This window comes from Bradyrhizobium sp. SZCCHNPS1003 (assembly GCF_032381555.1).
Lineage (GTDB): Bacteria > Pseudomonadota > Alphaproteobacteria > Rhizobiales > Xanthobacteraceae > Bradyrhizobium.
This window is the reverse complement of sequence record NZ_JAUHIU010000030.1, coordinates 17071-31724: the sequence shown is the minus strand read 5'-3', so window position 1 is coordinate 31724 and position 14654 is coordinate 17071. Positions and strand designations below refer to the sequence as shown.

General features: G+C 66.3%; 14 protein-coding genes. 11 read left to right on the top strand and 3 right to left on the bottom strand.

Annotation, left to right across the window (positions count from 1 at the left end):
* Window positions 1-87: 87 nt before the first annotated feature.
* The 7 genes from QX126_RS31915 (at window position 88) to QX126_RS31885 (ending at window position 6671) form a co-directional block, all read left to right on the top strand.
* The gene (locus QX126_RS31915; RefSeq protein WP_315786385.1) at window positions 88-1101 is read left to right on the top strand and encodes an ABC transporter permease; all 1014 of its coding nucleotides are present in this window, start codon (window positions 88-90) and stop codon (window positions 1099-1101) included.
* The gene (locus tag QX126_RS31910) at window positions 1098-2000 is read left to right on the top strand and encodes an ABC transporter permease (protein WP_315786382.1); all 903 of its coding nucleotides are present in this window, start codon (window positions 1098-1100) and stop codon (window positions 1998-2000) included. Before QX126_RS31915 ends, QX126_RS31910 begins: the two co-directional genes overlap by 4 nt.
* Before the next feature lie 138 nt (window positions 2001-2138).
* The gene (locus QX126_RS31905; protein WP_315786378.1) at window positions 2139-3947 is read left to right on the top strand and encodes an ABC transporter ATP-binding protein; all 1809 of its coding nucleotides are present in this window, start codon (window positions 2139-2141) and stop codon (window positions 3945-3947) included.
* A gap of 26 nt (window positions 3948-3973) precedes the next feature.
* Window positions 3974-4153: a DUF4089 domain-containing protein gene (locus QX126_RS31900; RefSeq protein ID WP_315717108.1), complete on the top strand. Its 180-nt coding sequence runs from the start codon at window positions 3974-3976 to the stop codon at window positions 4151-4153.
* Window positions 4154-4163: 10 nt separating this feature from the next.
* Complete coding sequence (locus QX126_RS31895) at window positions 4164-5564, top strand: AtzE family amidohydrolase (protein ID WP_315786402.1); 1401 nt, start codon at window positions 4164-4166, stop codon at window positions 5562-5564.
* A complete protein-coding gene (hpxZ, locus tag QX126_RS31890) occupies window positions 5545-5937 on the top strand; it encodes an oxalurate catabolism protein HpxZ (protein ID WP_315740543.1) in 393 nt (130 codons plus the stop codon). Before QX126_RS31895 ends, hpxZ begins: the two co-directional genes overlap by 20 nt.
* 2 nt (window positions 5938-5939) lie before the next feature.
* Window positions 5940-6671, top strand: coding sequence for a GntR family transcriptional regulator (locus tag QX126_RS31885; RefSeq protein ID WP_315740542.1), 732 nt, complete (start codon window positions 5940-5942; stop codon window positions 6669-6671).
* 186 nt (window positions 6672-6857) lie between these two features.
* Here QX126_RS31885 and atzF read toward each other — a convergent pair whose 3' ends face one another.
* The 3 genes from atzF to QX126_RS31870 form a co-directional block, all read right to left on the bottom strand.
* Window positions 6858-8648, bottom strand: a complete 1791-nt coding sequence (atzF, locus tag QX126_RS31880) for an allophanate hydrolase (RefSeq protein WP_315786376.1) — start codon at window positions 8646-8648, stop codon at window positions 6858-6860.
* Between the two features lie 248 nt (window positions 8649-8896).
* The gene (locus QX126_RS31875) at window positions 8897-9442 is read right to left on the bottom strand and encodes a DUF805 domain-containing protein (RefSeq protein ID WP_315786373.1); all 546 of its coding nucleotides are present in this window, start codon (window positions 9440-9442) and stop codon (window positions 8897-8899) included.
* A gap of 346 nt (window positions 9443-9788) precedes the next feature.
* Entirely contained in the window at window positions 9789-10295 is a 507-nt protein-coding gene (locus QX126_RS31870; RefSeq protein WP_315740539.1) for a MarR family winged helix-turn-helix transcriptional regulator, read from the bottom strand.
* A 77-nt stretch (window positions 10296-10372) separates the two neighbouring features.
* On the opposite strand from QX126_RS31870, the gene QX126_RS31865 reads away from it, so the two are divergent.
* From QX126_RS31865 to QX126_RS31850, 4 genes are all read left to right on the top strand, one after another.
* The gene (locus tag QX126_RS31865) at window positions 10373-11596 is read left to right on the top strand and encodes a cytochrome P450 (protein WP_315786370.1); all 1224 of its coding nucleotides are present in this window, start codon (window positions 10373-10375) and stop codon (window positions 11594-11596) included.
* Window positions 11597-11604: 8 nt separating this feature from the next.
* Window positions 11605-11928 (top strand): 2Fe-2S iron-sulfur cluster-binding protein, encoded by a 324-nt coding sequence (locus QX126_RS31860; protein ID WP_315786368.1) that lies wholly within the window; start codon window positions 11605-11607, stop codon window positions 11926-11928.
* A gap of 70 nt (window positions 11929-11998) precedes the next feature.
* Complete coding sequence (locus QX126_RS31855; RefSeq protein ID WP_315786365.1) at window positions 11999-13219, top strand: ABC transporter substrate-binding protein; 1221 nt, start codon at window positions 11999-12001, stop codon at window positions 13217-13219.
* 261 nt (window positions 13220-13480) lie between these two features.
* A complete protein-coding gene (locus tag QX126_RS31850; protein WP_315740535.1) occupies window positions 13481-14650 on the top strand; it encodes an ABC transporter substrate-binding protein in 1170 nt (389 codons plus the stop codon).
* Window positions 14651-14654 lie beyond the last annotated feature (4 nt).

Sequence of the window (14654 nt, the reverse complement as noted above, 5' to 3'; positions counted from 1 at the left end):
CCCCTCCCCAACCCTCCTCCACAAGGGGGGAGGGAGCAGACAGCGCCGCGCTGTGGGATCTGGGCCAATTCGGGCGGGGGGCTGCCCATGCTGAGCCTTATCGCCAAGCGCCTCTCCTTCGCGATTCCCTCCCTGATCGGCGTCGTGATCGTCACCTTCCTGCTCACGCGTGCGCTGCCCGGCGATCCCGCGGCGTATTTCGCCGGCCCTGCGGCGACCAAAGAGGCCGTCGAGCAGATCCGCAAGAAGCTCGGCTTCGACAAGCCGCTGGTCGAGCAGTTCTTCCGCTACACCGTCGATCTCGCCCATGGCGATCTCGGCAGTTCGCTGACCACAGGCCAGCCGGTCGCCAGCGAGATTCGCAACCGACTGCCGGCCTCGGCCGAGCTGACCTTGCTCGGTCTGTTGGTATCCGTCGCGATTGCGCTGCCGCTCGGCGTGCTCGCGGCGACGCGGCCGGGGTCGTGGATCGACCATACCTGCCGTATCGTCACGACCGCGGGCGTCTCGCTGCCGGTGTTCTTCACCGGGCTGGTGCTGGTCTATGTGTTCTACTTCCGGCTCGGCTGGTCACCGGCGCCGCTCGGCCGGCTCGACGTGTTTTATAGCGCGCCGGACCCCGTGACCGGCTTCTACCTCATCGATACGCTGATCGCGCGTGACGGTGAGGCGTTTCGCTCGGCGCTGAGTCAGCTGATCCTGCCCGCCGCCACGCTCGCGATCTTCTCGCTGGCGCCGATCGCGCGCATGACGCGCGCCTCGATGCTGTCGGTGCTGTCGTCGGAATTCGTGCGCACGGCGCGCGCCTCGGGCCTATCGCCCGCGACGGTCACCGTGACCTATGCGTTCCGCAACGCCATGCTGCCGGTCATCACGACGCTGTCGATGGTGTTCTCCTTCCTGCTCGGCGCCAATGTGCTGGTGGAGAAGGTATTTGCCTGGCCCGGCATCGGCTCCTACGCGGTCGAGGCACTGATCGCCTCGGACTTCGCGCCGGTGCAGGGCTTCGTGCTGACGATGGCTGTGATGTACGTCGTCCTGAATCTCGTCATCGACATTCTCTATGGCGTCATCGATCCCCGTGTGAGGCTGGAAGGATGAGCTCCGTCGCGCCGACCATTGAGCCTGCCACCGTTCCCTCGCGAATGTCGGGACTGTCAGCCCTGATCGGGCACACGCGCTATGTGCTGGCCGAGAACAAGGTCACGGGCTTCGCCTTCGGCCTCCTGGTCGTGATCCTGTTCGCCGCGGTCTTCGGTCCGTGGATCGTCCCGTATGATCCGCTCGCGAGCGACACGGCGTCGGCGCTGAAGCCGCCGTCGGCGGCGCACTGGTTCGGCACCGATCAGCTCGGCCGCGACATTTTCAGCCGTGTCGTCGTCGCGACCCGCCTCGACACCTTCATCGCGATCGCCTCGGTCGCGCTGGTGTTCTTCCTGGGCGGTCTTGCCGGCGTCGCCGCCGGCTTCTTCGGCGGCTGGACCGATCGCATCGTCGGCCGCATCGCCGATACGATCATGGCATTCCCGCTGTTCGTGCTGGCGATGGGCATCGTCGCCGCGCTCGGCAACACCGTGCAGAACATCATCATCGCCACGGCCATCGTGAACTTCCCGCTTTACGCGCGGGTCGCGCGCGCCGAGGCCAATGTCCGCCGCAACGCCGGCTTCGTTCAGGCGGCGCGGCTGTCGGGCAACAGCGAGCTGCGCATTCTGCTCGGCCACATCCTGCCCAACATCATGCCGATCATGATCGTGCAGATGTCGCTGACGATGGGCTACGCGATCCTCAATGCCGCAGGCCTGTCGTTCATCGGCCTCGGCGTGCGGCCGCCGACGGCGGAATGGGGCATCATGGTTGCCGAGGGTGCCTCCTTCATGGTGTCGGGCGAATGGTGGATCGCGCTGTTTCCGGGCCTTGCGCTGATGATCGCGGTATTCTGCTTCAACCTGCTCGGCGATGGCCTGCGCGACATCGTCGATCCGCAGCGCAGGACGTGAAGCGATGAGCGCGCCACAAAGAGACTCCGTCATTGCCGGGCTTGACCCGGCAATCCATCCCTTGGAACAGGCCTTCCCTGGCTTGATGGATGCGCGGGTCAAGCCCGCGCATGACGGTCGTAACAAGCGGAGCCATGGATGACCGCCCAGCCGCTGCTCGACGTTCGCGATCTCACCGTCGAATTCTCCACCCGGCGCGGTATCGTCAAGGCCGTGCAGCATGTCGACATCTCCGTCGCCAAGGGCGAGACGCTCGCGATCGTCGGCGAGTCCGGCTCGGGCAAGTCCGTGACGTCCTACGCGGTGATGCGCATCCTCGACCGTGCCGGACGGATCGCCGAGGGCTCGGTGATGTTCTCGGGGATCGACGTCAAGGCGGCCGAGGAAAGCGCGATGCGCGATCTGCGCGGCCGCGAGATCTCGATGATCTTCCAGAACCCCCGCGCGGCCCTCAATCCGATCCGGAAAGTGGGCCAGCAGATCGAGGACGTGCTGAGGCAGCACGCCCAGGCGGCCGCGACTGATCGCGCCGAAAAGGCGATCGCAGCGCTCGAGCAGGTCAAGATCGCCCGCCCGCGCGAGCGCTACCACGCCTATCCGTTCGAATTGTCCGGCGGCATGTGCCAGCGCGTCGTCATCGCGCTGGCGCTGGCCTGCAACCCGCAGCTCCTGATCGCCGACGAGCCGACCACCGGCCTCGACGTCACCACGCAGAAGGCGGTGATGGATCTCGTGGTCGAGCTGACCAGGAGCCGGGGCATGTCGACCATCCTGATCACGCATGATCTGGGTCTCGCCGCTGCCTATTGCGATCGCGTCGTGGTGATGGAGAAGGGCCGGGTGGTCGAGACCGCCAGGGCCGCCGACATCTTCGCCAACCCGCAGCATCCCTACACGCGCAAGCTGATGCGGGCGACGCCGCGCCTCGGCGTGTCCTTGCGCGAATTGCTGCCGGAGGAGGAGGCGTCGCAGCAACCTCACTCCGTCATGGCCGGGCTTGACCCGGCCATCCATCCCGTTGCGCGAGACTCGTCGAAGGTGATGGACCCCCGGGTCAAGCCCGGGGGTGACGAGCGGAGTGGGGAGGACGACCGGAGTGCGAGGAGCACCAAGCCGCTCCTTCTCGTCGACAAGCTGGTCAAGGAATATCCCCGCCAGGGCGCCTCGGCGACATTGTCAAAGCTGTTCGGCCGCAAGCCGGCGGTCGAGCCGGAGATGTTCCGCGCCGTCGACGGCATCAGCTTCACGGTCGGTCATGGCGAGAGCGTCGGCCTGGTCGGCGAATCCGGCTGTGGCAAGTCGACGACGTCGATGATGGTGATGCGGCTGCTCGACCAGAGCTCGGGCCGCATCAGCTTCGATGGCGAGGAGATCGGCAACATCCTGCCGCAGGCCTTTGCCCGGCTGCCGCTGCGCAGCCGCATCCAGATGGTGTTCCAGGATCCGACCGACAGCCTCAATCCGCGCTTCACCGCGGCGCGCGCCATCGCTGATCCGATCCTGCAATTGGGTGACATCAAGGGACGCAATGCGGTCCGCACGCGCTGTGAAGAGTTGGCCACCATGGTCGGCCTGCCGCTCGATCTGCTCGACCGCTTTCCGCACCAATTGTCGGGCGGCCAGAAGGCGCGCGTTGGCATCGCCCGCGCGATTGCGCTGCACCCGAAGCTCGTCATCCTCGACGAGCCCACGGCGGCGCTCGACGTCTCCGTGCAGGCGGTCGTGCTCAATCTGCTGCAGGATCTCAAGCAGAAGTTAGGTATGAGCTATCTGTTCGTCTCCCATGATTTGAATGTGGTGCGGCTGTTGTGCGATCGTGTGATCGTGATGCGGTCGGGCCGAATCGTCGAGGAGGGCACCTCCGAACGTGTGCTAGGTCATCCGCAGGATGCCTATACGCGCGAGTTGCTGACGGCGATTCCGCACCCGCCATTGCCGGCGCATTGAGCGCGAAAGCTTGAAGGGAAGAGCTGATGGCGGAGCCATTGGACGATTACATCGACGCGGTCGGGCGTGCATTGGCTCTGCCGATCGAGGACGCGTGGCGCCCGGCGATTCGCGCCAATCTCGAGGTCTCGCTGAAGATGGCGAAGCTGGTCGACGAATTCTCCCTGCCTGACGAAGCCGAGCCTGCCAGTGTCTTCACCGCTTGATCCTGCCGACATGACCGCGAGCGCCATCGCGGCCGCAGTCGCCACCCGCAAGCTCTCCGCCGTCGAGGCCACCGATGCTGCGCTGGCGCGGATTGCGGCGAGCGATGGTGTGCTGAATTCGTTTACGGACATCACCGCCGAGCGTGCGCGAGCGAGGGCGCGCGCCGTGGATGCGGCCATCGCTGCGGGCAAGCCCGTCGGCCCGCTCGCCGGCGTGCCGTTTGCGGTGAAGAACCTGTTCGACGTCACGGGGCTGCCGACCCGGGCCGGCTCCAGGATCAACCGCGATCGCCCGGCGGCGACGCGGGACTCGACGCTGATCGCGCGGATGGAAGCCGCCGGCGCGGTGTTGATCGGTGCGCTCAACATGGGCGAATACGCCTACGACTTCACCGGCGAGAACGTGCACGACGGCCCGTCGCGCAATCCGCATGATCCGACGCGGATGAGCGGCGGCTCGTCGGGCGGCTCGGGCAGCGCCGTCGGCGGCGGCCTGGTGCCGATCGCGCTGGGCTCCGACACCAACGGCTCGATCCGCGTGCCGTCCTCGTTCTGCGGCATCTTCGGCCTGAAGCCGACCTATGGTCGGTTGTCGCGCGCGCGCTCGTTTCCGTTCGTCATGAGTCTGGATCATCTCGGTCCGTTCGCGCGCTCAGTCGAGGATCTCGCGCTCGCCTATGACGCCATGCAGGGGCCCGATCCGGACGACGCCGCGTGCACCACGCGGGCACCGGAACCGGTCTCCGGTCGGTTCTCGCAAGCCATCGGCGATCTGCGCATCGCCCTTGCCGGAGGGCACTTCCAGAAGAATCTGTTTCCCGAAGCCGCCGAAGCGGTCGCTCGTGTCGCGGCCGCGCTGAAGGTCACCGAGGTGATCGAGGTGCCCGAAGCGGCGCGCGCCCGCGCCGCGGCTTACGTCATCAGCACCACCGAGGGCGCCTCGCTGCATCTCGACCGGCTGCGCACGCGCCCGGGTGATTTCGATCCGGCGGTGCGCGACCGCCTGATTGCGGGTGCGATGATTCCGGCGCCGATGGTCGACCGCGCGCAGAAGTTTCGCCGCTGGTACCGCGCCCGGGTGCTGGAGCTGTTCAAGTCCGTCGACGTGCTGATCGCGCCGGCAACGCCCTGCGTTGCACCCAAGCTTGGGCAGACGACCTTCGTGCTCGACGGCGTCGAGCTGCCGGTGCGCGCCAATATCGGCATTCATACCCAGCCGATCTCGTTCATAGGGCTTCCCGTCGTCGCCGTTCCGATTCCGCTCGAGCCGATGCCCATCGGCGTGCAGATCATCGCGGCGCCGTGGTGCGAACATGTCGCATTGCGTGTGGCCCACGCCTTGCAACAGCTTGGCGTCGCCGCTGCGCCGGCCCCGCGAGGAGTTCTGGAGAATGGAAGTCGATCTGCCTGACGTCGTCGCGGAAGTCACCGCGCAGTTCCAGCGTTATGAACAGGCGCTGATCAGCAACGACGTCGCCGTGCTCGACGAGCTTTTCAAGCAGGACTCCCGCACGCTGCGCTACGGCATCGGCGAGAACCTCTACGGCTACGGCGAGATCGCGGCATTTCGCGCCGCGCGCTCGCCGGCCGGGCTGATGCGGCGGACCGCGCGCACCGTGATTACCGCTTACGGCCGTGACGCGGCGGTCGCCTCGACGCTGTTCTATCGCGACACCGCGCCCGGCAAGGTCGGACGCCAGATGCAGACCTGGATCCGGTTTCCGGAAGGCTGGAGAATCGTCGCTGCCCATGTCAGCATCATCGATGAAGCAAAAGGCGGCTGAGGATGAGCCTGGACGATCTTCCGCCGCGAACGCGGCAGCGGCCCGCCCGCGACTCCGAGATCAAGCGCATCGACCGCGCGCCGCCTGCGGTTGCGAAGATCACCCGCGCCGAGGAGTTGCGCCTGCAACTCGCCGATGAGATCGTGCGCGGCGCGCTGGCGCCGGGGGCGCCGCTGGACGAGACCGAGATCGCCAAGCGCTTCAATGTCTCGCGCACGCCGGTGCGCGAAGCGCTGCGTCAATTGGCGACTTCCGGGCTGATCGAGGCGCGTGCACATCGCGGCGCGGTGGTGGCGCGACCGTCGGCCGACCGTCTCACCGGCATGTTCGAGGCGATGGCCGAGCTCGAGGGCCTGTGCGCCGGTCTCGCGGCGCAGCGCATGACGCCGGTCGAGCGGCAGCGGCTGGAAGCCATCCACGAGGAGCTGCGCAATCTCAGCCACGCCGGCAATCCCGAGCGCTTCCACGAGGTCAACGAGCGCTTCCACAACGCGATCTATGCCGGCGCGCACAATGCCTACATCGCCGAGATCACCTTGGCGACGCGGGTGCGCGTGCAGCCGTTCCGCCGCGCGCAGTTCCGCAATCTCGGCCGCCTCGCCAAGTCGCATGCCGAGCACGACCGCGTCGTCGTCGCCATCCTGCGCGGCGACAAGGCCGGCGCGGCGAGTGCCATGAAAGCCCACATCGAGCTGGTGCGCGGCGAATACGAGATCTACGCGGTGTCGGTGTAGCTCTTCGTTCGAGCGGTAGGGTGGGCAAAGCAGCCGCCGTTAGGCGGCAGCGTGCCCACCATCGGGCCACGGACTCCGCGGCGAAACGGTGGGCACGGCGCAACCGCGATCTCGCTCGTTGGGACAGTACGGGCGCGCCTTTGCCTACCCTACGGCAGCGCACGCAATCATGACGCGCGAAATAGATCAGCCCTTCTGCGCCATATACGCTCGCCAGCCGCCGAACTCCGAGATGTCGCGGGCGCCATCGAGCGCGGCCGGCTCGACGAGGAAGCCCTTGGCGGTGCGGCCGTCCGCCAAGCGGATGGTGCCGACCGACAGCGGCGGCGGAATCAGGTTGACGAATTTGCCGAAGCTCGCCGCCGACAGCGCCCAGAGCTCGACCGCCATCGAAGTACCCTGGCCGTCGTCGATCCGCAGCATGCCGGGCTTGGGCGGCGTGGTCGACAGCGCGTAGAGCTTGTAGTCAGGCGCGGTGGTCGTTGCTTCCAGCAGGCGGCCGCCGAGAGCGGTCAGCTCGTGATTGAGCGCCATGCCAGAGAGATGCGCGCCGACGACGACGACGGCGATCTCGTCGCCGTGCAGTGACGGCGACACGGGCGCGAGCGGCGGCTGCGGTGTCGCCTTGGCGCCGACCGGCAGCGCCGTGTCGGCATGGAAGGCGCGGCCGAGACTGGCGAGCGCCGCATCGCGGCCGGCAGGCGCCAGCAGGGTGATGCCGAACGGGACGCCGTCGCTGCGCATCGCAGCCGGCACGGCAAGCCCGCAGAGATCGAGCAGGTTGACGAAGTTGGTGTAGGTGCCGAGCCGGCTGTTCAGCTCGATCGGGTTCGCGAGCACGTCCGATGTCGTGTAGGCGGTCGGCGCGGTCGGCAGCACCAGCGCGTCGACATTGGCGAAGGTGCGCTCGGCCACCTTGCGCAGGGCCTGCAGGCGGTACAGCGCAGCAAAGGTCTCGGCCGCGCTGCCGCGCGCGCCGCCGATGGTGATCTCGCGCGTCACGGGGTGGATCGCATCGGGATCGGAGGCGAGGAGATCGCGGATCACGAGATAGCGCTCGGCGACCCAGGGGCCTTCATAGAGCAGCCGCGCGGTCTCGTAGAACGGCTCGAGGTCGAACTCGACCAGCTGGGCGCCGAGCTTGACGAAGCGCGCGGCCGCAGCGCCATAGGCGGCGTCCGCTGCCTTGTCGCCGAAGAAGATCAATTGCCCGGGGCGGGGAATGCCGAGCTTCACGCCCTCGGGAAATGCCGTCACGGCCGCAAGCGGCCGGTCGCGCGAGAACGGATCGAGCGGATCCGGCGCCGCCAGCACCGAGAGCGCCGCGACGGCGTCGTCGACCGTCAGCGAGAACACCGAAATGCAGTCGAGCGTGCGGCAGGCCGGCACCAGGCCGGACGTCGAGATCATGCCGAGGCTCGGCTTCAGGCCGACGATGTTGTTGAGCATTGCCGGCACACGGCCGGAGCCTGCCGTATCCGTCCCGAGCGACAGCGGCACGAGACCCGCTGAGACCGCGACCGCCGAGCCGGAGCTCGATCCGCCCGGCACGAGATCGGCGTGAACGGGATTTCTCGGGATGCCGTAGGGCGACCGCACCCCGACGAGGCCGGTGGCGAACTGGTCGAGATTGGTCTTGCCGATGATGATGGCGCCGGCCGCGCGCAGCCGCGCCACCGCCGTGGAATCGCGTGCGGGCGTGTAGGCAAAGGCCGGGCACGCCGCTGTTGTCGGCAGGCCTGCAACGTCGATGTTGTCCTTGACCGCGACGGGCACGCCGTAGAGCGGCAGCGCCGCGGCGTCCCTGGCCGCGAGGCTCTCGGCTTCGGCCAGGGCATCCGTCTCGTCGCGGAGGCTGATGAAGATGGCGGGGTCGTTGTGCGCGCGGATGCGGGCGAACGTGCGCGCGACCGTGTCCTTTGGCGTCGTCAGGCCGGCACGATGGGCGGCAACGATCTCGGCGACGGTCTCGGTCACGCCGCGCTCCGAATCTGTCGTGATCCCGATGTCTGGCTTGCCATTTCCTTGCGCTCCGCTTCGCCGATACGGCTGCAAACGTAGCAAGCCACATGCCATTGTGTACACGGCGCAGACGCCGGGTCTGAGACGAAAAATCTTGTCTGTCAGAGGGTTGGGAGCTGGTGGGCAACGCTGCAGGTCGACGGATCGTCGCGGATCTCGGCGCGTTGCCTAATTGGCGGGCAGTCCTGGGCTAAGGGAGCCGCCTACCACCCGCGCCGTCCGGTGTCGCCGCCGGTGATCCGCGCGAGGCGCGCCTCCGTCGCCGAGCTCGCGCTGCGGGAGCTCTGGAAGGGGGCAGACGGCGTGCGGCTGACAGGGGTGCCGCCGGACAGCTGTGCGTCGTCAGCCCCGCTGGGGAAGAACAGCAGCGCAACGCTCAGGCCGAGATTGACCAGGGCGCCAACCCACGTGCCGTGGTGCGATGATGTCGCCGCGTATTCGGGAAACCGGCCGGCGATCACGTAGTCCAGCACCATGACGGCGATCCAGGCCGGGATCACACAGACCGGGTCCCAGCCGATGTCGCGAAAGCGCATCGCCTGCAGCATCAGGTTCGCCACCAGGCACAGGCCGATCAGCACCACGATCGGCAAGCTCACCGTCAGCTCCGACTTCTGAGGGGCGAGGGCGGCAAGACCGACGGCCACGACCACGATCAGAACCACCGAAACCAGTGCAAGACCGAGCGAGGCGAGAAAATATTGCAGACGGCCGAGACGCGCATTGAAACCGAAAATGAACCCCAACATCCGCCTCTCCCCGCAGGCCGCGCCGCAATCGGGAGCGCGGCCGACACGGCATATCAGGGCGAAATTGCCGCGCGCCTTCGCCGATAGCTAGAATTTGAAGGATCGAGTGCGACGGCGCTTTCGCGCTGCGGGATCTCATGCGGCCGAAAATATATCGTTGCTAAAGCAACTAATATGTGGAACGATCGACCCGATCAGCAATGGAGGCGCGGGATGATCCGCGTCTCGAAGAAGGGACGGGAACGTCATGCGCAGCCTGCTCGCCGCAGGCGCGGCCGCTTGCGCGCGCGCCAACAGATTGCCGCAGCGAACGGGTCAGCCGTTCGGCGGCTCCTGCCTGAGTGGCTCAGCTCGCGCCCGTGACGGCGTCGAGATTGTCGTGGATTCGGCGCAGCAGCGTGATCAGGACTTCCCGCTCATCCTTGTCGAGACAGGCGAGCAGACGCCGCTCGCGTTCCAGCGCGGCGATGATGACCTTGTCGTGCGTCGCGCGGCCCTTGGCGGTCAGCGAGATCGAATGGCTGCGGCCGTCCTCCGGATCGTTGCGGATCGCGATCAGGCCGCGGCCCTTCATCAGCGCCAGCGTACGGCTGACCGGCCCCTTGTCGAAGCCGATCACGCTGCAGATGCGCGAGGCCGGGATGCCCGGCTCGATCGCCAGCAGCGACATGATACGCCATTCGGTGACGTTGACGCCGAAATTGCGCTGATAGAACGCGGTGGCGCTGTTCGACAGCTTGTTGGCGATGAAGGTGATGAAGGCCGGCACATAGCGGTCGAGATCGAGCGTGAGGCCTTGCCCCTCAGCTTCGCGCGGCTGCGCCTTGCGCGGCGTCCCGGATTTCTCGCTCATGATCCCCAACGTCCATGCATCGCCACTCATACGGATACGAAAAGCCGCATGACAAGGCCAAACTTCGGGAGCTCCGCATGAACCCAACAGGTCTTTCCCCCGCTGCCGGTGTTGCGCCGGTCATCCCGCACCTCGCCGTCGACCCGTTCTCGTATGAATTCTTCGACGATCCCTATCCCGCGCATCAGGAGATGCGCGAGGCCGGCCCCGTCGTCCATCTGGACGCGTGGAACGTCTACGGCGTCGCCCGCTACGCCGAGGTCTATGCCGTTCTCAACGATCCCCAGACGTTCTGCTCCAGCCGCGGCGTGGGCTTGAGCGACTTCGCCAAGGAGAAGCCGTGGCGGCCGCCGAGCCTGATCCTCGAGGCGGATCCGCCGGCGCATACGCGCACCCGCGCCGTGCTGAGCAAGGTGCTGTCGCCGGCCGTCATGAAGCGGCTGCGCGACGGCTTCATCGCCGCGGCCGAGGCCAAGGTCGACGAGCTCGTAGGCCGTGGCTCGTTCGACGTGATCCCCGATCTCGCCGAGGCCTATCCGCTGTCGGTGTTTCCCGATGCGCTCGGGCTGAAGCCGGAGGGGCGCGAGCATCTCATTCCCTATGCGAGCCTGGTGTTCAACGCGTTCGGTCCGCCGAATGAGCTGCGCCAGCAGGCGATCGAGCGCTCGGCGCCGCACCAGGCCTATGTCACGGAGCAGTGCCAGCGCGACAATCTCACGTCCGGCGGCTTCGGCTCCTGCATCCACGCCTTCACCGATAGCGGCGACATCACGCCGGCCGAAGCGCCATTGCTGGTGCGCTCGCTGCTGTCGGCCGGGCTCGACACCACCGTCTACGGCATCGGTGCTGCGGTCTATTGCCTCGCGCGCTTCCCCGATCAATGGGCGCGGCTGCGCGCCGATCCGTCGCTGGCGCGCAACGCGTTCGAGGAGGCCGTGCGGTTCGAAAGCCCGGTGCAGACCTTCTTCCGCACCACCACGCGTGACGTCGAACTCGGCGGCGTCACGATTCCCGAAGGCGAGAAGGTGCTGATGTTCTTAGGTAGCGCCAATCGCGACCCGCGCCGCTGGGAGCAGCCCGACGCCTACGACGTCACCCGAAAAGTCTCCGGCCATGTCGGCTTTGGCTCGGGCATCCACATGTGCGTCGGCCAGCTCGTCGCGCGGCTCGAAGGCGAGGCGGTGCTGACGGCGCTCGCACGCAAGGTCGGGAGCATCACGATGAGCGGCGAGCCGAAGCGCCGCTACAACAACACGCTGCGCGGGCTGGAGAGCCTGCCGGTCACCTTTACTCCAGCCTGAGCTGTACCATGACCACGATCACCTTCATCCATCCCGACAACCGCAGCGAAAGCGTGGAGGCCGAGGACGGCGCCAGCGTCATGCTGGCGGCCCTGACCCACGGCATCGACGGCATCGTCGCCGAATGCGGCGGCAACGCCGTCTGCGCCACCTGCCACGTCTATGTCGATGACGCCTGGACCGGGAAGCTCGATCCGGTCTCGGACGATGAGGACGCGCTGCTCGACGGCACCGCCGCCGAGCGCCGGACGAACAGCCGGCTGTCCTGCCAGATCAAGGTGCAGCCGGCGCTGGCCGGACTGGTGGTGCGCATTCCGGATCGGCAGGGCTGATTTCGCAACTGGAGACGATCTCCAGTCGCAACGACAACAATCAAACAAGCAACACACGGGGAAGGACATCATGAAGCAGCTCAATTCGTGCGCGCTGGCGCTGGTCGCAATATTCTGCCTTGCAGGCGCGGCGCGGGCCGGCGAGATCTCGGACAATGTCGTACGCGTCGGCGTGCTCAACGATATTTCCGGCATCTTCCAGGACACCAACGGCATGGGCTCGGTCGAGGCCGCGCGCATGGCGGCGGAGGATTTCAACGGTGGCGGTAAAGGCATCAAGGTCGAGATCGTCTATGCCGATCACCAGAACAAGGCCGATGTCGGCTCGGCGATCACGCGCAAATGGCTCGATGTCGACAAGGTCGACGCCGTCGTCGACGTGCCCAACTCCGCGGTCGGCCTCACCGTCAACGAGCTGCTGCGCAACAGCCGCATGACGTTCCTGGCCTCGTCCACCGCGAGCTCCGATCTGACCGGCAAGGCGTGCTCGCCCAACACCATTCAGTGGGTCAACGACGCCTGGGCGACCGGCAACACCACGGCAGCCGCGATGATGGGCCGCGGTGGCAAGGACTGGTACTTCATCACGGTCAACTACGCGCTCGGCCAGGGCATCGAGGCGGAGGCCACCAACTACATCGAGAAGCACGGCGGCAAGGTGCTCGGCTCGGCCAAGCATCCGCTCGGCACGACGGACTTCGCCTCGTTCCTGCTGCAGGCGCAGGGCTCGAAGGCCAAGGTGATCGGGCTGGCGAATGCCGGCGGCGACACCATCAATGCGGTCAAGCAGGCGTCCGAGTTCGGCATTCAGCAGGGCGGCCAGTCCCTGGTCGCGTTCCTGCTGTTCATCAATGATATCCACGGTATGGGCCTGAAGGCGGCGCAGGGCCTGCAACTGCTCGAAGCCTTCTACTGGGACATGGACGACGACACCCGCGCCTTCGCCAAGCGTTTCGCGGCGCGCCCCGGCATGAACGGCAAGATGCCGAGCGGCAATCAGGCCGGCGTCTATGCCTCGACGCTCGCCTATCTCAACGCGGTTGCGGCCACCGGCAGTGACGATGCCAAGGACGTCGTGCCGCAGATGAAGACGGTGAAGGGCAAGGACAAGCTGTTCGGCGATGTGACGATCCGGGCCGACGGCCGCGTGATCCACCCGATGTATCTGTTCGAGGTCAAGAAGCCGGATGAGTCGAAATATCCTTACGACTACTATCGTCTGGTCTCGACGATTCCGGCCGAGCAGGCGTTCCGGCCGATTGCGGACGGTGGTTGCGCGCTGGTGAAGTGACGCTCGTTGCGAGTGATACCGAGAGTATCGCAGCCGGCCGTGTCAGGCTGACGCGGCCGGTTCTGCCGTGCTGCGGTATCCTTAACAGGCACTATAGTTCTTGCCTTTGTCCGTTTCCGGGAATTATGGTGCATGGATCGATGACCCGCAGGATCAGCACCGCGCGACGGATGCTGCGGCGAAACGCCGCCGCTGGTCGTGCTACTGCGTGCCGGCGACGAAACAACGATAAGAACGATTTGCTTGAGGGGAGGGAAGACCATGAAGAGGTTCTGGCTGGCAGGCGCCGCGGCGCTGCTGTTTTCGAGCACGGCCTTCGCCGGCGACACCATCAAGATCGGCTTCGTCTCGACGTTCAGCGGTCCGACCGCCGTGATCGGCAACGACATGCGAAATTCGTTCGAGCTCGCGCTCGACCATCTCGGCCGCAAGATCGACGGCAAACCGGTCGAGGTGATCTACGAGGACGACCAGCAGAAGCCTGACGTCGGCAAGCAGAAGACCGAGAAGCTGGTGCAGTCCGACAAGGTCGATTTCATCGTCGGCTACATCTGGTCGAACGTGCTGCTGGCGTCGCTGAAGACCGCGGTGGATTCCCAGACCTTTCTGATCTCGGCCAATGCCGGCCCGTCGCAGCTCGCCGGTGAATTGTGCTCTCCTTACGTGTTCTCGACCTCCTGGCAGAACGACCAGACGCCGGCCGCGATGGGCCTCTACATGAACCAGAAGGGCGTCAAGTCGGTGTTTCTGATCGGCCCGAACTATGCGGCCGGCAAGGACATGCTGGCGGGCGTGAAGAGCACCTTCAAGGGCCAGGTCGTCGGTGAGGAATACACGGTGTGGCCGAGCCAGCTCGACTTTTCCGCCGAGCTCTCCAAGGCGCGCGCCTCGGGCGCCGAATCCATCTTCGTGTTCTATCCCGGCGCTGCCGGCGTGCAATTCCTCAATCAATATTCGCAGGCCGGCCTCAAGGAGAAGATGCCGCTCTACACCGCCTTCACCGTCGACGAATTGTCGCTGCCGCTGCAGAAGGACAATGCGATCGGCGTGCCCGGCGCCCAGGAATGGGTCAACGACCTGCCGAACGAGCAGAACAAGAAATTCGTCGCCGACTACCGCAAGAAATACACCGGCCTGCGTCCGACCTATTACGGCGCCCAGGCCTATGATGCGGCGCAGCTGATCAACAGCGCCGTGGTTGCGGTCAAGGGCGACACGTCCAAGAAGGACGCGATGAAGGCCGAGATGGAGAAGGCCAACTTCAAGTCGCTGCGCGGCTCCTTCAAGTTCGGCAACAACCACATCCCGATCCAGAACTTCTACCTGCAGGACGTGGTCAAGGACGCCGACGGCCAGCTGTCGCTGAAGATGGTCGCCACCATCGTCGAGAACGACCAGGACCGCTTCCACGACAAGTGCCCGATGAAGTGAGCGG